16 protein-coding genes are annotated in these 18,503 nt (G+C 44.8%); 12 read left to right on the top strand and 4 right to left on the bottom strand.

The features are described from left to right. Positions 1 to 6 precede the first annotated feature (6 nt). The 12 genes from dnaE (at position 7) to rlmM (ending at position 14,518) form a co-directional block, all read left to right on the top strand. The gene (dnaE, locus tag FE810_RS01250) at positions 7 to 3,492 is read left to right on the top strand and encodes a DNA polymerase III subunit alpha (RefSeq protein WP_138318206.1); all 3,486 of its coding nucleotides are present in this window, start codon (positions 7 to 9) and stop codon (positions 3,490 to 3,492) included. Positions 3,493 to 3,533: 41 nt separating this feature from the next. Then, positions 3,534 to 4,490, top strand: a complete 957-nt coding sequence (accA, locus tag FE810_RS01245; protein ID WP_138318205.1) for an acetyl-CoA carboxylase carboxyl transferase subunit alpha — start codon at positions 3,534 to 3,536, stop codon at positions 4,488 to 4,490. A gap of 323 nt (positions 4,491 to 4,813) precedes the next feature. Then, complete coding sequence (tilS, locus tag FE810_RS01240) at positions 4,814 to 6,244, top strand: tRNA lysidine(34) synthetase TilS (protein WP_138318204.1); 1,431 nt, start codon at positions 4,814 to 4,816, stop codon at positions 6,242 to 6,244. 81 nt (positions 6,245 to 6,325) lie between these two features. Continuing rightward, positions 6,326 to 7,501 (top strand): dicarboxylate/amino acid:cation symporter, encoded by a 1,176-nt coding sequence (locus tag FE810_RS01235; protein WP_138318203.1) that lies wholly within the window; start codon positions 6,326 to 6,328, stop codon positions 7,499 to 7,501. Positions 7,502 to 7,913: 412 nt separating this feature from the next. Then, entirely contained in the window at positions 7,914 to 8,285 is a 372-nt protein-coding gene (locus tag FE810_RS01230; protein WP_138318202.1) for a SirB2 family protein, read from the top strand. Positions 8,286 to 8,348: 63 nt separating this feature from the next. Continuing rightward, positions 8,349 to 9,149: a tetratricopeptide repeat protein gene (locus FE810_RS01225; RefSeq protein ID WP_138318201.1), complete on the top strand. Its 801-nt coding sequence runs from the start codon at positions 8,349 to 8,351 to the stop codon at positions 9,147 to 9,149. Between the two features lie 70 nt (positions 9,150 to 9,219). Further along, positions 9,220 to 10,464, top strand: a complete 1,245-nt coding sequence (locus FE810_RS01220; protein WP_138318200.1) for a DUF819 family protein — start codon at positions 9,220 to 9,222, stop codon at positions 10,462 to 10,464. A 12-nt stretch (positions 10,465 to 10,476) separates the two neighbouring features. After that, positions 10,477 to 11,319 (top strand): 3-deoxy-8-phosphooctulonate synthase, encoded by an 843-nt coding sequence (gene kdsA / locus FE810_RS01215; RefSeq protein ID WP_138318199.1) that lies wholly within the window; start codon positions 10,477 to 10,479, stop codon positions 11,317 to 11,319. Between the two features lie 124 nt (positions 11,320 to 11,443). Continuing rightward, positions 11,444 to 12,370 (top strand): transcriptional regulator GcvA, encoded by a 927-nt coding sequence (locus FE810_RS01210; RefSeq protein ID WP_138318198.1) that lies wholly within the window; start codon positions 11,444 to 11,446, stop codon positions 12,368 to 12,370. Continuing rightward, positions 12,370 to 13,050 carry an alpha/beta family hydrolase gene (locus FE810_RS01205; RefSeq protein WP_212744440.1) on the top strand — a complete coding sequence of 227 codons (681 nt, stop codon included), beginning with the start codon at positions 12,370 to 12,372 and terminating at the stop codon, positions 13,048 to 13,050. Before FE810_RS01210 ends, FE810_RS01205 begins: the two co-directional genes overlap by 1 nt. Continuing rightward, positions 13,050 to 13,433 carry a DUF423 domain-containing protein gene (locus FE810_RS01200; protein WP_138318197.1) on the top strand — a complete coding sequence of 128 codons (384 nt, stop codon included), beginning with the start codon at positions 13,050 to 13,052 and terminating at the stop codon, positions 13,431 to 13,433. Before FE810_RS01205 ends, FE810_RS01200 begins: the two co-directional genes overlap by 1 nt. Continuing rightward, a complete protein-coding gene (gene rlmM, locus FE810_RS01195) occupies positions 13,430 to 14,518 on the top strand; it encodes a 23S rRNA (cytidine(2498)-2'-O)-methyltransferase RlmM (protein ID WP_138318196.1) in 1,089 nt (362 codons plus the stop codon). Before FE810_RS01200 ends, rlmM begins: the two co-directional genes overlap by 4 nt. Before the next feature lie 417 nt (positions 14,519 to 14,935). On the opposite strand, the gene FE810_RS01190 is transcribed toward rlmM, so the two are convergent. From FE810_RS01190 to FE810_RS01180, 4 genes are all read right to left on the bottom strand, one after another. Continuing rightward, entirely contained in the window at positions 14,936 to 15,862 is a 927-nt protein-coding gene (locus FE810_RS01190; protein ID WP_138318195.1) for a DUF4861 family protein, read from the bottom strand. Between the two features lie 97 nt (positions 15,863 to 15,959). Next, a complete protein-coding gene (locus tag FE810_RS17030) occupies positions 15,960 to 16,103 on the bottom strand; it encodes a hypothetical protein (protein WP_171022185.1) in 144 nt (47 codons plus the stop codon). A gap of 683 nt (positions 16,104 to 16,786) precedes the next feature. Then, positions 16,787 to 17,794: an isocitrate dehydrogenase gene (locus FE810_RS01185; RefSeq protein ID WP_138318194.1), complete on the bottom strand. Its 1,008-nt coding sequence runs from the start codon at positions 17,792 to 17,794 to the stop codon at positions 16,787 to 16,789. 302 nt (positions 17,795 to 18,096) lie between these two features. Further along, positions 18,097 to 18,477, bottom strand: coding sequence for a DUF3192 domain-containing protein (locus FE810_RS01180; RefSeq protein WP_138318193.1), 381 nt, complete (start codon positions 18,475 to 18,477; stop codon positions 18,097 to 18,099). Between the last annotated feature and the right edge of the window lie 26 nt (positions 18,478 to 18,503).

The following is an 18,503-nucleotide window of genomic DNA, read 5'->3' as shown; positions in this document are numbered from 1 at the left end:
AATATTATGGCCGAGCCGAAGTTTGTACATTTGAGAGTCCACAGTGACTTTTCAATGTCCGATGGTTTGAACAAGGTAAAACCCATTATTGCCCGTGCCAGTGAACAGGGCATGGCGGCCATTGCGTTAACCGATCAAACCAACCTGTGTGGTTTGGTGAAATATTACGGAGCCAGCCATGGGGCGGGTATTAAACCGCTTATCGGTTGCGACTTTTATGTGAAAAGCGAAGAGTTTGAAGATGAATTATTTCGCTTGGTGTTGTTGGCAATGGATAACACCGGCTATAAGAACCTTACCGAACTGATATCTAAAGCTTATCTGCAAGGTCATATTCAGGACAAGGCCGTATTAGATAAAAACTGGTTAGTGGAATATGGCGATGGCATTCTTATATTATCCGGCGGTCGCGAAGGAGATGTCGGCAAGGCCTTGGTAAAAGGCAATCGTGATTTGGTGGATACCTGCCTGGCATTTTACCAGCAGCACTTTGCCGACCGATTTTACCTTGAATTGATCCGCACCTCCCGGGAACAAGAAGAAAACTACCTGCATATGGCCGTCGCGTTATCAGCGGAAAAACAGATACCGGTTGTCGCCACGAATGAAGTGGTGTTTCTAAAGCCCGAAGATTTTGACGCTCACGAGATCCGGGTGGCGATTCACGATGGCTTTACCTTAGAAGATAAACGCCGTCCCAAACGCTATTCCAAAGAGCAGTATTTGCGCAGCGAAGAGGAAATGCTGGAATTATTTTCAGACATTCCTGAAGCCATTGCCAATAGCGTAGAAATCGCCAAACGCTGTAACGTTACCGTGCGATTGGGCGAATACTTTCTGCCAGATTTCCCTACCGAAGGCATGCACATCAATGATTTCCTGGTCAAGGTTTCAGAAGATGGTTTGCAGGAACGCCTTGAGTTTTTATTTGATGCAAATTCTGAAGATTTTGCTGAACAACGTAAACCATACGATGAACGATTAAAAATCGAATTGGAAGTTATCAATAACATGGGGTTTCCTGGTTACTTCTTGATCGTAATGGAGTTTATTCAATGGTCGAAAGATAACAATATCCCTGTTGGCCCAGGGCGGGGGTCCGGTGCCGGTTCTTTGGTCGCTTACGCACTGAAAATTACCGACCTTGATCCGTTAGAATTTGACCTGCTGTTTGAGCGCTTTTTGAATCCGGAACGGATTTCGATGCCGGATTTCGATGTCGATTTTTGTATGGATCGTCGTGATGAAGTGATTGATCACGTCGCCGAACTCTATGGCCGTGATGCGGTGTCGCAAATTATTACCTTTGGTACCATGGCTGCAAAAGCGGTTATCCGCGATGTTGGTCGGGTACTTGGCCATCCTTACGGATTTGTCGATCGCATTTCCAAATTGATACCTGGCGACCCTGGAATGACGCTGGCCAAAGCCTTTGAAGTCGAACCGCGTTTACCAGAGGTGTATCAGCAAGACAACGAAGTCAAAGACCTAATTGATATGTGCCGGATCCTGGAAGGGACCACCCGTAATGCAGGGAAACATGCTGGTGGTGTGGTGATCTCGCCAACCGTGATCACCGACTTTGCTCCTTTATATTGTGATGATGAAGGGAATAACCCGGTTACCCAGTTCGACAAAAATGATGTCGAAGAAGCAGGGTTAGTTAAATTTGATTTCCTCGGTTTAAGAACCCTGACCATTTTGCAGTGGGCCATCGAAATGGCCGATGAAAAATTGTTAAAAGCTGGCAAAGAGCCGATTGATATCGCCGCCATTCCTTTAAAAGATACAAAAAGCTATGAGCTACTTTTAAGAGCCGAAACCACCGCAGTATTCCAGCTGGAATCACGGGGGATGAAGGATTTGATCAAACGCTTAAAGCCAGATTGCTTTGAGGATATGATCGCACTGGTTGCCCTGTTCCGTCCCGGTCCTTTGCAATCGGGCATGGTAGATAACTTCATCGACCGAAAACTCGGACGGGAAGAAATTTCTTACCCAGATGCCACCTGGCAGCACGAATGGTTACAACCGATTCTAGAGCCAACCTACGGCATCATCTTGTATCAAGAGCAGGTTATGCAAATTGCTCAGGTACTTGCCGGGTATACCCTGGGTGGCGCGGATATGCTGCGTCGTGCAATGGGTAAGAAAAAGCCGGAAGAGATGGCAAAGCAGCGTGGCGGCTTTAAAGAAGGTGCAGAATCACTAGGCGTTGATGGCGAACTGGCGATGAAAATCTTTGACTTGGTAGAAAAATTTGCCGGTTATGGATTTAACAAATCTCACTCTGCGGCTTATGCGTTGGTTTCCTATCAAACGCTCTGGATGAAAGCCCATTTTCCAGCGCCGTTTATGGCGGCGGTTATGTCCGCAGATATGGATAATACCGATAAAATCGTCACTTTGGTCGATGAATGCGCCAATATGGGCATGGATCTACTGCCGCCGGATGTGAATTCCGGTCTGTATAAGTTTACGGTAAATAACGACGATCAAATCGTCTATGGTATTGGTGCCATCAAAGGTGTTGGTGAAGGACCTATCGCGGCGATAATCGAAGCGCGGGAGCAGGGTGGTCCGTTTAAAGATTTATTCGATTTCTGTGCGCGCCTCGATCTCAAGAAAATTAACAAGCGGGTGCTTGAAAAATTAATCAAAGCCGGAGCCATGGATAATTTAGGCCCGCACCGTGCCGCCATGTTTGAAAGCCTGACCGACGCGATCAAGGCTGCTGATCAACATGCCAAAGCTCAGGCATTGGGTCAGGATGATTTATTTGGCTTAATCAATATTGAAGAAGAAGATACCCGACAATCGTTTAAAGATGTACCACGTTGGGCAGAAGAGGTCTGGCTTGATGGCGAGCGTGAAACGTTAGGTTTATACCTGACGGGCCACCCTATCGATAGATATCTTTCTGAAATCAAACATTACAGCACTGGCCGTTTAGTCAATCTGCAACCGGCTGGCAAAGATAGAGTGCAGACCGCAGTCGGTTTGGTCATTGGCGTTCGCGTGCTGGTCAATAAGAAAGGGCGTCGTTGGGCATTAGTCACTTTAGATGATAAGAGTGCGCGGATTGATGTACGCCTGTTTCCGGATGATTTTGAACGATATCAGGATATCCTTGAAAAAGATGCTATTTTAGTCTGTAGTGGACAGGTCAGCTTTGATGATTACTCCGGTGGTATTACAATGACCGGTCGAGAGATCATGAGTATTGCTGAAGCTCGTGAAAATTATATAAAATCTCTTGATATACAGTTGCATCGCAACCAAATCGGAGATACCTTTGTTGCCGATTTTTATCGGGTACTGACGCCTTTTAAAGAGGGGACGTGTCCGGTGCGAGTGTTTTATCAGCGACCAGAAGCCAGTGCGACCATAGAATTAGGGACGCAATGGCGGGTAACCCCCAGCGATGCATTAGTACATGAATTAAGATTATTACTTGGCGCGGAAAACGTCGCCATGGCATTTAAAGAATAAATCGTCGGGAATATTCCCGCATAGATGATTAGGTAACCAATATGTCACTCAACTTTTTAGATTTTGAGCAACCCATTGCCGATTTAGAAGCAAAAATAGAAGAATTGCAATTGGTCAATCAAGGGCAAGACCTTGATTTGGATTTAGAAGAACAAATCGCTCAGTTGCGCAATAAAAGTGAAGAGTTAACCAAAAAAGTTTTTTCCGATCTTGACCCATGGCAGGTATCACGAATTGCTCGCCACCCCGGTCGACCATACACGGTCGATTATATCAAACGAATATTTACCGACTTTGATGAGTTAGCGGGTGATCGTGCCTACGCCAATGACGAAGCCATTGTTGCCGGTACCGCGCGTCTTGACGGTCGTCCAGTGATGGTTATTGGTCACCAAAAAGGTCGTGATACTGCGGAAAAAGTTCGCCGTAATTTTGCCATGCCTCGCCCAGAGGGATACCGTAAAGCTTTACGCCTGATGGAAATGGCAGAACGTTTTAATATGCCGATTATCACTTTTATTGATACTCCAGGTGCATATCCGGGGATTGGCGCGGAAGAACGTGGTCAAAGTGAAGCCATCGCCCGAAACCTGAAAGTGATGTCACGCCTGACCGTACCAATTATTTGTACGGTTATCGGTGAAGGCGGTTCTGGTGGCGCATTGGCCATTGGTGTTGGCGATCGAGTTAATATGTTGCAGTATTCAACGTATTCAGTGATCTCGCCAGAAGGTTGTGCGTCAATTTTGTGGAAAACCGCAGAAAAGGCCTCAACTGCGGCTGAAGCGATGGGTGTTACCGCTGATCGAATTAAAGAATTAGAACTGATTGATAACATCATCGATGAGCCACTTGGTGGTGCCCATCGTGATTTCGATCTGATGGCATCGAATCTTAAACAGGCTTTAAAAGCGGATTTAGCCAGCCTTGAAGATCACGAAAAAGACGAATTAATCGAAAATCGTTACCAGCGCTTAATGACATACGGTTATTGCTAAACGCCACCGTTGTGATTAACTAAGTGATAAAAATGTCCCTGTTTGGGACATTTTTGTTTTAATGGCAAATTATACCAATCACATTAAATTATTGCTCACTCAGTGAGAATTTAAAGGTTTTTAGACAAGGCTTTGATTGCAGAGAATGGTCGTTCCATTATCTCAAAATCGGCCAAAATCAGTAACGCAGGATAAACGCCTTTAAAACTCACCCGGAGGGAGTTTATCAGAGTCCCATTTGCGGCCCTAACTCTGAGTTGTGCACAAACTTAATGTGATTGGTATTATCTATTGAAATCAAAACTGAGACAGCGAATCAATTGATGAACACCGATAACAGCAACCCAGTTTATGAGGCGTTAATTGCGTTTTTAAATCGCCCTGAATTAGCAGGTAAGTCGCTGCTGCTTGGCTATAGCGGTGGTCTCGACTCGCAAGTCTTATTGCATGCCCTGGCAGCGCTTAAAGCACAGGGCAAAATCAACACCAATATTCGCGCGATTCATATCAACCATGGTTTAAGTGATAATGCAGATGCCTGGCAGTCATTTACCAAAGAGCAATGTGCGACGTTTAAAATTCCTTATCAGGCGGTCCGTGTTGATTTAACGTTGCAACAAGGTGGTGGCATTGAGGAAAAAGCCCGAAATGCTCGCTATCAAACGTTTGCGCAACACTGTGAACAAAATGCGGTGATCGTTACAGCGCATCATTTGGATGATCAAGCCGAAACCGTTTTGCTGGCGCTAAAGCGTGGTGCCGGTGTGCTGGGTTTATCGGCCATGCAAATGCTACGAGACTTGCCCGGTGTTGGGCTTATCGGTCGCCCATTATTAGATATCAGTCGGATTCAGTTAACACAATATGCAGAGCATAGAGGCTTGTCTTGGGTCGAAGATGAATCGAACCAGGACACCAAATTCGATCGCAATTTTTTAAGACAGCGGGTGCTACCATTGATCAGTGCGCGCTGGCAAAACTTTGCCACCAGCGTCAGTAAATCGGCGCAGATCCAGCAACAAACCCAACAATTGCTGGAGGAGGTTGCACAAACGGATTTACAAATGTCCTTGGCAGATCAGCCGATTGTTCTCGATGCGTTTTTGCAGCTATCTCACAATCGTCAGTTAAACGCACTGCGCTATCGTTTTAAGCAATTGCAAATTCGCATGCCGGAACAAAAGCAATTGCTGCAGGCGTTAACGCAAATCGAAACCGCAGCCGCAGATAAAAACCCGCAGATTAAATGTTCTAGTGCGGTATTGCGTCGCTATCAAGGACGATTATTTATCACCCCTGATTATCAAGACATCCAGAATTGGTCTAAAACCGTATCGCTCAGCGAAAACGGCATTGCTGAAACCGGCACTGGCGAAACCGGTGCCCTTCAATTTGAATTGCCCGATGGCTTAGGATCGCTAACCCTAGAAGCGGTGGGTATTATCCCAAAACAAATCGGCCAAGGCGATTGTCAATATATTGCGGTACCAGCCGATGCAAAAATAACCTTAGCTTGTCGTCATGATAACCCGGTATGTAAACCTGAGGACAGAGCACACAGCAGATCCTTGAAAAAAGTGCTTCAGGAGCGAGGTATCCCTCCCTGGCTGCGAACTCGTCAAATATATCTCTATGTGGACAATAAATTTGCCGCCCTGGCAGGACACTTTGTCTGCCAGGACTTTACCTTAGCAACGGATATAGCGCACAATAAGCGCATTATTAAACTAACGACGAATCTCATTCAAAAATAATAACCCTAATAGGGCACCTGAACCTTGCTGCGATGTTTAAATCAATGTCAACGATAGGGGGTTGGTGAAAATGGAGTATCTATGAATCTAATTTTAAAACTCGTGGCGGGTATTGCCGCCGGCTTTGTGATCGGTATGTTTGCCCCTGAAGCGATCACCCGAACCTTATTAACCATTCAAACCTTGATTGGCCAACTGATCACCTTCACCATCCCGCTAATCATTCTGTTTTACATCGCCAGCGGTATTGCGACTTTGCCACAAGGCTCATCAAAACTGTTAGGGAAAACGGTCGGATTGGCCTATGGCTCGACAATTACGGCTGGGATCCTAAGTTTTCTGGTTGCGTCTGCTTTACTGCCGGGTTTAATGGATGGTTCGCAAATCGAGACAATCGCTGAAGGTGAAGGCTTAAAATCCTTTATCGAGTTTAGTATTCCTCCAATGTTTTCGGTAATGACCGCATTGGCTCTGGCGTTTGTCTTTGGCCTTGGTATCAGTGCCACAAACTCGAAAAATCTACGTGCCAACTTGATAGAAGGGCGCGATATTATCGAGTTATTACTGACTCGGGTGATCATTCCGCTGTTGCCAGTATATATCGCTGGTGTGTTTGCTGAGATGACGGTCGCTGGTACCGTATTTGCGACTTTGAAAACCTTTGCGGTGGTGCTGGTATTAGCCTTGATCATGCACTGGTTATGGATCACCACGATTTACGTTGTCAGTGGTATTGTGATGGGGCGCTCTCCGCTTGTATTGTTAAAAAATATGTTGCCAGCCTATTTTACTGCGCTTGGCACCATGTCCAGCGCCGCGACCATTCCGGTATCACTGAATTGCTCTAAGGAAAATGGTGTTGATGAAGGCGTGGTTAACTTTACCATTCCATTGTGTGCATCGATTCACCTTAGTGGTTCGACGATTACCATAGTCACCTGTGCCACGGCGGTAATGTTACTTACCGAATCATTAGCGGTACCTGACTTACTGGGCATGATCCCGTTTATTTTGGTTCTGGGGATCACCATGATAGCAGCGCCTGGTGCGCCTGGTGGTGCCGTAATGGCCGCACTTGGCTTATTGGCCAGCATGCTCGGCTTTAATGAAGCTGCGCTGGGCTTAATGATTGCCTTATACCTGGCTCAGGATAGTTTCGGTACAGCATGTAATGTTACCGGCGATGGTGTGATTGCCCTATGGGTAAATCGCTTTGCCGGAGAACAAGGATTAACCGCCGCTCAGGATAAAGAATAGGGGTTATTTGCCATTGGATCATATCTGATCGAATGGTGATGCCAAAACCATGAATTCGTCCAGCATTATGGGTGAATTCATGGTTTTTTTTTGCACAAAAAGTTAATCACACAAACTGTGGATAACATTGTGCATTAGCTTGTGAGAGATTATTTCAGCGCAGCAAAACAGGCTGTTTTAGCCGTTGTTTGTTTTCTGTACAGCTTCGTTGTGTTGGTTTTTACCTGAGCGAAAGATGGTTAATTGTTGTTTAATCAAAAGGAGTTAAACTTCCGCTAAAAAGTCGGATCTTAGTGATAAAGATCGGCGATCTTCAAGATCCACTTTGGGTATTTGCCGACTAACTTAACTAATGGCAAGCAATGGGAATTATGCTATGCTACGCGCTGATTTTTTATAAGCCGGTATCGATATGGAATTGGTTAAAAGCCTGCACTTTAGCTTAGCGATGACAAGCGTACTTTTGTTCAGCTATCGTTTTATTTTATTGATGCGAAAACCTGAAAAGCTCAAGCAAAAATGGTTAAAAATATTGCCTCATGTGGTGGATACTTTTTTACTGATATTCGGCATTACGTTAATGATTTCGTTTTCGTTCTATCCGACCCAACATGATTGGATGCTTGAAAAACTATTGGCGATATTTGCCTACATCTTTACCGGATTTTATACCTTGAAGTGGGCTCGTACCAACGCCATGAAGTATCTCGGATACTTGGGTGCATTAGGCTGGTTTATTTTGATTGTCAAACTGGCAATCACCCACCAGACCATGTTTTTTTAGGCGTCGTTTAACGCGTTTTCGATACAACGATATCCTCAGCATTTAACAGCAGTAGTAGAAGTAATGAAAGAATTGTTAATTTCGGAATTGATGCCGGAAAAAGTAAATTTATTAGACAGTCTGTGTTTGCTGGAGCAAGAGATATTTAACCAGCAACCCAGGCTAACAGAACAAGTCAACCAATTAGCTGATACGTTAATTTCACAATTATCCAATATTGAAGATCCGCTTGAACAGGCCGAGACAATTTTGGATGTATTGTTCGTGCAAAAATTAATGGCCGATACCCCAAAATCATTTTATGGGGTTGCCAATCATCGTCTTGACTATGGTCTCGACTTTATTGATATGGCGCCAACATTGAAGATAATCATCATGTTGCATGTGATTCGAACTACTGGCTTAGACGTGGATGCGGTGTTTATTCCCGATGAGATGATGGTTCGAATTACCTGTGACGATACCTATGCGGTGATTTTTGATTGTGTGAAAGGTGAGCCCATTGACTGGCAGGACTTGGATCAACGACTGAATCAAATTACCCTTAATGATTCTCAATCACCGTTACAGGGGGTTGAAGATAATAAACTGATCAGCCAATATCTAACGTCATTGAAAAATGCCTTGATTCGCGAGCAACACTTCAATCAGGCGTTAATCTGTGTCGATATATTATTGGCAATGACACCTGATGATCCCTATCAGCGTCGAGATCGTGGGTTTTTATTGCAACAAATGGATTGCTTTAAAGTTGCCTTTGATGATTATCGTTACTTTGTTGAACGTTGCCCTAAGGATCCGGCGGCGAAAATGTTGCAAATGCAACTAGACCTGTTTACCGAAACAGAAGTCGTATTACATTAATTCAGCCTGAGCGCGCTCATCTATCAGTGACAGACGCTCGGCGATGCAAAAGAAATAACCGGGAGAAGTTATGGAACACACCGCCTTAATTACCAATGATGCAACCATCCTAGGGTTGCTGGCATTGATGCTAGGAGCTGTATTTTATACGGCAAACAGTTCGAATTCGGGATGGCAAAAGTTTTATTCCGTCGTGCCTGCTGTCTTGCTGTGCTACTTTTTGCCTTCATTATTAAACACCTTTGGTGTGATTAATGGTGAAGAATCCAATCTCTATCACGTTACTTCCCGCTATTTACTGCCTACCTGTTTGGTATTGCTGACCTTAAGTGTTGATTTAAAAGCCATTGCCAGCTTGGGCTGGCGTGCACCGGTGATGTTCTTAATTGGTACGATAGGTATTATTATTGGCGGTCCGATTGCACTGATGACCGTTGGTAGCTTCTATCCTGAGTTACTCGGTGGCAATGGCCCTGACGCAGTATGGCGAGGCTTAACGACTGTCGCGGGTTCCTGGATTGGCGGTGGTGCAAATCAGGCAGCCATGAAAGAGATATATAATGTCGGTGATGATATTTTCTCGGCCATGATCACGGTTGATGTTATTGTTGCGAATCTATGGATGGCAGTGCTATTAATCATGTCTGCCAATGCCAAACAACTGGATGCCAAGGCAGGTGCCCGGACGGATGCAATCAGCGAACTTCAGGAAAAAGTGGAAAGCTTCCAGGAAAAGCACACCAAAGTTCCAGCCTTACCCGACATTATGGTCATTTTGGCCGTCGGACTCGGGGTTACCGGCTTTGCCCATTTATTTGCCGATACTGTGACGCCATTTTTTGTTGAAAACTATCCGCAACTTGCAAAGTTAAGCTTTCATAGTAAATTTTTCTGGATGATCGTATTTGCGACCACGGTTGGTATCACCCTTTCGTTTACGAAAGCGCGCAGTCTTGAAGGCGTTGGCGCATCAAAAATCGGCTCAGCAATGCTATATTTATTGATCGCTTCTATCGGCATGAAAATGGATGTTACCATGATCAAAGAGGCGCCACTGTTCTTTGCCGTTGGTGCCGTCTGGATGACCATTCATGCAGTACTGATGCTAATAGTCGCGCGTTTAATTAAAGCACCGCTGTTTTTTATGGCGGTAGGTAGTCAGGCAAATGTTGGCGGCGCAGCTTCAGCGCCAATAGTCGCATCAGCCTTCCACCCGTCGTTAGCGCCAGTAGGCGTGCTATTAGCTGTCCTGGGCTACACTGTCGGAACATTTGCGGCCTGGTTATGTGGGCAAATCCTGCAGTCAATCGCGTAATTTGAGGTTTTTATGAGTCAACAAACAATTTCTGTCGCCAATTTACAGGTTGCCAATGACAAACCATTTGTCTTATTTGGCGGAATGAATGTGCTTGAATCGCGAGATTTGGCAATGCAGATTGCCGAACGCTACGTCGAGGTAACCCGTGAATTGGGGATTCCTTACGTATTTAAAGCATCTTTTGATAAAGCCAATCGTTCGTCCGTGAACTCCTATCGGGGGCCAGGGATGGATGAAGGGTTAAAGATTTTTGAAGAAATTAAAAGGACCTTTGATATTCCGGTGATCACTGATGTCCACGAGCCATATCAGGCACAACCTGTGGCCGAAGTCGTGGATGTTATCCAATTGCCGGCATTTTTGGCGCGACAAACCGATCTTGTTGTCGCGATGGCAAAAACCGGTGCTGTGATCAATGTGAAAAAACCACAGTTTCTGGCGGCTCACGAAATGCGCCATATTATCAATAAATTTTCAGAAGCAGGGAATGAACAGGTGATCCTGTGTGAACGTGGTAGTTGTTATGGTTATAACAATCTTGTGGTTGATATGCTGGCGATGGATGAAATGAAGACCATGGCACCGGTTATTTTTGACGCGACCCATGCATTACAAAAGCCTGGTGGCCGTTCAGATTCAGCCGACGGGCGTCGTGCTCAGGCGGCACAGCTGGCACGCTCTGGTATGGCATTAGGCATTGGTGGCTTATTTATTGAATCTCATCCGGATCCCGATAATGCCAAGTGCGATGGACCTTGTGCTTTGCCGCTGCATGCATTAAAGCCTTATCTTGAACAGATGCAGGCGGTCGATCAATTAGTAAAATCTTTCCCTAAATTAATCACCGATTAACCACGACATTTTGATAAGTTTATTAACAAAGCCGGTTGTTACCGGCTTTGTTGTAAATATGGCTATAGCCTTAATTCAATCAAGCCTTTATAATTTCACAATTATTCATTAGATTTTCTAATCCATGGCAAATCGTCTTCCCCCGTTAAATGCCCTTAAAGCTTTTGAAGCTTCTGCCCGTCATTTAAGTTTTACCAAAGCGGCAGATGAATTGTTTGTGACCCAGGCTGCGGTATCCCATCAAATAAAATCTCTGGAAAGTCATTTGGAGATCAAATTGTTTATGCGCAAAAACAGGACGCTATTGCTGACCGAGGAAGGGCAAAGCTACTATCTGGATATCAAAGATATATTTACGTCCTTGCACGACGCAACTCAGCGCTTACTTGCGCGCAACTCTAAAGGGGCGATTACTGTCTGTGTGCATCCTAGCTTCGCGATTCAGTGGTTAGTACCAAGACTCAGTGATTTTAATCGTTTATACCCGGATATCGACGTAAGGATCAGTGCCGATGACAAAGATGAAGGTACGTTAACCGATGATGTCGATATCGCTTTTTATTATGGCCGCGGAAACTGGCCAGGGGTGATAGCCGATCGGATGATGACGGAATACTTACAACCGGTATGTGCACCGAGCCTGTTGCAAGATATCGGTAAGCCGGGACAATTGGCGGGCATCGGCGATCTGGCAGAGCAAACGCTATTGCATGACACTTCTCGTCGCGACTGGAAACGTTTTTTTAAGAATATCGGCATCAATTCGCGAAATGTCGATCAAGGCCCGATATTTTCTCACTCCGCCTTAGTGCTACAAGCAGCGATCCATGGTCAAGGCATCGCTCTGGGGCATAATTTACTCGCCAAACCTGAAATCGAAGCGGGTCGGTTGATTGCGCCGTTTTCAGAAATTCTGGTGAATAAAGATGCGTTTTACATTGTGTGTCGCGCGCCTTTACAGGAAGAAGGACGCATTGCGCAATTTCGAGAATGGGTGTTGGACACCGTAGCCGAAGAAGAGCTGGCCATCGACGAGGATAAAATAAATTAATGGAAACCTGTTTTGATTTTAGCGACTCACCCACCTTTGATGTCGACGCAATCACTTATGATGGCGCCATTGCAGAGCCTGTTGCGACGTTAATTTTTGCCCACGGGGCTGGCGCTGATAAAGACAGTGAATTTATTCGCAATGTCATCAGGTTATTAACTCAAGGTGGCGTGCATGTGCTGAGCTTTAACTTCCCGTATATGCAACAACGTAAAATTGATGGTAAGCGACGCCCGCCGAATCGGATGCCAGCATTGCAACAATGCTTTGAATCTGTGATCGATGCCTATCGTGGTGAAACTCCGTTGTTCGTAGGTGGAAAGTCAATGGGGTCAAGGGTGGCAATGACGTTAATCGAACACGAGAAAATCCAGGGTGGTTATTGTTTTGGTTATCCATTTCATCCCCAAAAAAAACCAGAGAAATTGCGCCTTGAACCATTACAGCAACAGACACAGCCGGTGCTGATTTTGCAGGGGCAAAGAGATGCTCTGGGCAATGAACAAGAGATTGAGTCCTATGGGCTCGGCGACAATATCAAAGTCGTGTTTTATGGCGATGGTGATCACGATCTAAAGCCTCGGGTAAAATCTGGTTTTCGTCATCAACAACACATTGAACAAAGTTGTGAGGACTTACTGATGTTTATCCGTCAGGTAACCCAACAAGGTATAAGTTAATGGCTCTTAAACGTATGTTTTTATTCTTCGGGGGGAGCAATGGGGCTATTTGGTTGGTTATCAGTGCCTGGTTGGTGCATGGCGCTGCAAATTATTCAGACAAAGATGTTGCATCGCTTGCGATCGCCAGCGCGTTTGCGTTTATTCATTCTTTGTTATTACTGCAAGTAGGGTTTAGCCTTAAAGAAGAAAGCAGTCGAGTGTTAAACAGTTCAGGGATCTTACTGATCGTAGGAATATTTCTGTTTTGTTTTATTATTCTATTCAAAGTCGTTTGGCCGGGCAGTATAATTGCCGCCCTATCGTCACTGACACCAATTGGTGGTCTGGCGCTGATTAGCGCCTGGTTATTGATTGCCATACAAGGTTTTTATACAAAATGACAGCAATCGTACTTTATTGTCGCCCCGGTTTTGAAAAAGAATGCGCGGCAGAAATTCAGGAAAAAGCCGCCTGGAATGAGATTTTTGGCTTTATTAAACTGAAAAAAAACCAGGGATTGGTAGAGTTTCACCTTTATGAAGCGGAGCAGGGCAATATCCTTTTGCAAAAATTGCCGCTAAAGCGCCTGATTTTTGCGCGTCAGTGGTTTTTAACCTTAGGTGACGTTATTGAATTGCCAGAATTCCAGCGGGTAGAAGCGATTGCCGAGGCATTAGGTGAAGACTTTCATTATGAAGAATTGCGGGTAGAATCGCTCGATACCAATGACGGTAAAGCGCTGAGTAAGTTTACTCGCAAATTGTCGGTACCGTTGCGCCAAGCGTTGCGAAAATCGTCTGTGCTCGCCCCGAAAGAAAGTGATGAGTACGTGCAGGGTGCGGCAATATTGCATGCGTTGTTTTACAGTGGCCAACAGGTGCAATTGGGCTATTCCTATGCCAGTAATACCTCACCGCATCCGATGGGGATCCCAAGATTAAAATTCCCCAATGCTGCGCCGAGTCGCTCAACATTAAAGCTCGATGAAGCATTTTTGCACTTTATTCCCAAAGATGAGCGCGAAGAGCGTCTCACGTCTGGGCTTAATGCCACGGATTTAGGTTCAGCTCCGGGCGGTTGGACATATCAACTTGTGCGCCGTGGAATGATGGTAAAAGCCATTGATAATGGTCCTATGGCTGATTCTTTAATGGAAACCGGTCAGGTGAAACATTACCAGCAAGATGGCTTTAAGTTTCGTCCCAGCAAGAAAAACAATTACTGGCTCGTGTGTGACATGATTGAAAACCCAATTAAAGTGGCCAAATTGATGGCCAGTTGGATTGTTGACGGCGATTGCAAAGAAGCCATTTTCAACCTGAAACTGATGCCGGGTAAAAGCCGTTACCAACAGGTAAATAAAGGTTTGCAGTTAATCAAAGATGCATTAAGTGAAAATGAAATCTGGTACGAAATGTATGCCAAACATCTGTATTATGATCGTGAAGAAGTCACGGTTCATGTTCGCGCCCTAGGCAAACGATAAATAGTTACAAAGGCGCGAGGGAGAAAACATCAAGGATCAAAGCGTTAATCACTTCAACGTAATGTGAAGTGATTGCCACCCCATAGGTATACCTGCCGATATTGACGAAGTTAGCGCCAGATTTGACGGTGATATTGGCCTTCGTTGTATTTCTACCGTATTGGGCGCAGGCTTTTCAAAACCTTTATTGAGCGCTCACCTCAATGACCAAGATTGTGGTTAAAGGCCGTGGATAATTTGTTGGATTTCGGGTCAAAAAAATATGGAGTGACAGCAAACGCCAGCGCCGTCCAAGGCGCTGACTGAGATCGGTAAAGCCCCATTGTGACGCCTCTGCATTCGGACAATATTCGGTAGCAGCGCCATAACAAAAGCGGTTTTTCCATTCAACTTAGATTAATGGTAAAGGTGGCGTACCTATTTAGATATATTGTCTAGATATTCCTGCCACTGGTCGTTGGTGGAGATATCTCCCGCGGCCTGCCAGGCAAACCCTGCTTGATAAGACAACTTTCCTTGCTCATTCGATTGGGTAAATATCCATATATGACTTTCGTCTTTGACATCACTGGCGATATGTTTGATTTCTTTCACCAGGCTCGGTTCAACAAGAGCACCCGTACCTAACCCTTGGCCATCAAAATCTTCCCAGGTGGAAATACGGCCCGTTTCTTCATTAAAAAAGGCTTCGGCTTTTTCATCATGTGTGGCAACACCAATGACGATCGGTAATGAAGCAGGTTTGTCGTTCAGAGTAAATTCTGAATTTACGGTGTAAAGCTGACTGCCGAGCGGCAGCGAGATAGTTTTGGATTCTTTGACAATGCCAAGTGGTGTGTACCACTCATACACTAAATTGAAAACTACGTTATCTCCTCCACTTTCAAGTATCTTATAGCTCTTGTAACTGTGTGGCGCATACGCGGTACCATTTACCCATACCGCAGAGCCACCAACGCCGCGACTAATTCCCGTATGATAGGGGTCGTAGCCTTCACCGTGGTCAATATGGTACGAAATACCGTTGATATGATTTTTATACCATTTGTCGATAATTGAATAATCAACTCGCTTTAACCAGGCGTCAACACCACTTGAATGTCCTTTTAATGGCGCCGCGGGTCCATACACGCGAAACGCGACTTTGTCGTTCTCCCAGGCAAAGTCATCATTGCGCTCCGGCACAAATCGGGCATAAGCCATGACTTTAGGTTCTGCTACCGCTGTTGATTGTTCAGCGACGGTTTCGTTGCTCTCGTTAGCACCGGAACAACCATTGAGAAGCATTACACTGGAGAGTAACACCAGCAGCGCATTGATTGATTTCACGTGTCGGTTTGTCATAAGTTTGTCCTTGGTTTTTAATGCTTAGTTATTGTTACTGCGTTTTATTACTGGAAGCGAACATTTTTTATATTCACAACACAACAAAATGTGTTTATTACTCATCATTCGAAGAGGTTTCGACCACACATTCCGAGTCAGTTTCTTTTGCTAAGCCAATATCGCTTCGGATTATCTGCTTGCGAGTCGAGCTTTCTGTTGCCGGTTTAATGCTGTAAATGAACCATGGAAAACGTTCCATTTCGGACCTTTTTATCTATAAACAGCACTCATTGAACGGCGCCCGCATAAAGGCAATCACAGCCTCGCGCCGATAATCTCTGGTTACCGAATTATCCGTTTCGGTTTACTGCGGCTATCACGATATAATAACTGGTATTGCGAATCAAATCAGTAACCTAGTACTGCGATTACCGATTGATAGCGAGTGTCAAAATAATGCTTGTTTATCCGTAGCAATTGCGGTCATTTAGAAGGAGTTACCGTTTGCGATGAAGTAGAGGAATAAATGGCGCTGTTACTGCAGTTTTCATTTATTTTAGATTACTTTGTACTGACATAAAATGCGCACATGCAGCCATGTAGAGGCCCTGGTTATACGATAAATCCGCATTGAATGTTATACCGGGGAGGTTGAAAAGCTAACGCAAGCCGTTTTAATGTTAATGTACGCCAACAATCACGTGGCCAAATCTGTGAGTTCAGAGCTGATGACGATGAACGGCTGGGTCATTAAATAATAAGGGTTAAGGGTAGGGACGAGCTTAAGATGATGCTAACCCACTAAAGTGGCGAAGAAGCAGGTGTCAATTTGTTATGCACCTTAGACAACTTAGGCACCTTATGCATCAGCGCAGAAAAGATGCGTTTTCTTAAAACAAAAAAGGAGCCATAAGCTCCTTTTTTTCGCAATACCGATTGAGCTTACAGGCGCTCTAGTACCGCATCAGTAAAGTCAGTTGTTCCGTGCACACCACCTAAATCGCGAGTGGTACGGTCAGCGGATTCGATAACGTCTTTCACCGCATTACGGATAGCAGACGCTTTATCGTTCATACCTAAGTACTCAAGCATTTGGATTGACGCCAAGATAACGGAACTTGGGTTGGCAAGGTTTTTACCTGCAATATCAGGAGCACTGCCGTGTACCGCTTCGAAAATCGCACAATCTTTACCGATGTTTGCACCCGGTGCCATACCAAGACCGCCAACAAGACCTGCACACAGGTCAGAAATGATATCGCCGAATAAGTTGGTGGTTACGATAACGTCGAACTGCTCAGGGTTCATTACAAGCTGCATACAACAGTTATCAACAATCATTTCCGCAGATTCGATGTCTGGGTAACGCTCGCCAACTTCACGGGCAACTTTTAAGAACAAGCCTGATGTAGATTTTAGAATGTTTGCCTTGTGGACCGCTGTAACTTTCTTACGGCCTTCTTTACGCGCAGTTTCATAGGCGAACGTTACGATGCGCTCAGCACCGTCACGCGTGATTAAACTCATCGCTTCCGCTTGTGAACCGTCTGCTGAAACGGTTTGACCTAAACCTGAGTACATACCTTCGGTATTTTCACGGATCGTCAGGATATCGATGTTCTCGTAACGCGCACGAGTACCTTTAAAAGAAAGAACCGGGCGTAAGTTCGCGTAAAGTTTGAATTGCTTACGCAAGGTAACGTTGATTGACGTAAAACCTTCACCGACTGGCGTCGTCAAAGGACCTTTTAAGGTGATTTTATTTTTTTCAATTAGCTTAATGGTTTCTGCAGGAACCAATTCACCGTGTTTTTCCAAAGCCGCTAAACCGGCATCCGCAAATTCATATTCGAAATTACAACCTGCTTTATCGAGCACTTTTAAACATGAATCAATAATACTGGGACCGATACCGTCACCAGGGATAACCGTGATAGTTTGTTTAGTCATGGAAATTAGCCTTAACAATGTTAGAAATGTACAAATACTGCCTGTTCAAGTATGACAAAATGATGAAAAAATTTTGAAAAACTTCAGCAGAAATTTTTATGGCGGCTTTATACCATGACTGGTCAGATGATTCCAGTTTTAACAAGAAAATCAGCCTAAAAGACTATGGTTTTCGTAATATTCCTACAAAACGAGGGGAATCGACCAAAAATCATGCCATTTGTTACTGAGTGAGAAATAAAACGTGATAACAGCAAACACAGCGAAATGTTTGCTGAAGATGCAAGGATTTGGTCGTCAGGTTAAAGTTCTTTGTAGTCCAGATAGGCGGTTTCACCGATGCCAACCAAGATACCATCTTTGAATAACAGGGCTGTGCATTCATCCTGAGTTGTAATGCCATCGCTGTGGCGATGTTGGGTGCGATAGAACATTACCTGATAATTATTGACCGTGACTTTTTTGGCTTCGGTCAAATCCGGGCTTCCTAATTCGGCAAGGATCTTATCAACAGACATGCCATTTAAAGTTAATTTTGCGATGTATTGTCGGTTATATCCTTCGCGATCTTCCCAGCCCATATCCTGAGGCTTATCATCTTCATGAAAATGTAAAACTGCGGCTGCAAAGATGCCGTAAAGAACGACCGCAATTAAAATTCGGAAGGCGATGGTTTTATTCATGGTACGAATCCAGTTTATCTTGGCTT

The sequence above is a fragment of the Thalassotalea litorea genome, assembly GCF_005843925.1.
GTDB classification, from domain to species: Bacteria; Pseudomonadota; Gammaproteobacteria; order Enterobacterales; family Alteromonadaceae; genus Thalassotalea_A; species Thalassotalea_A litorea_A.
Note: the sequence above shows the minus strand (reverse complement) of the source record. Positions and strands in the feature narration are given on the sequence as shown.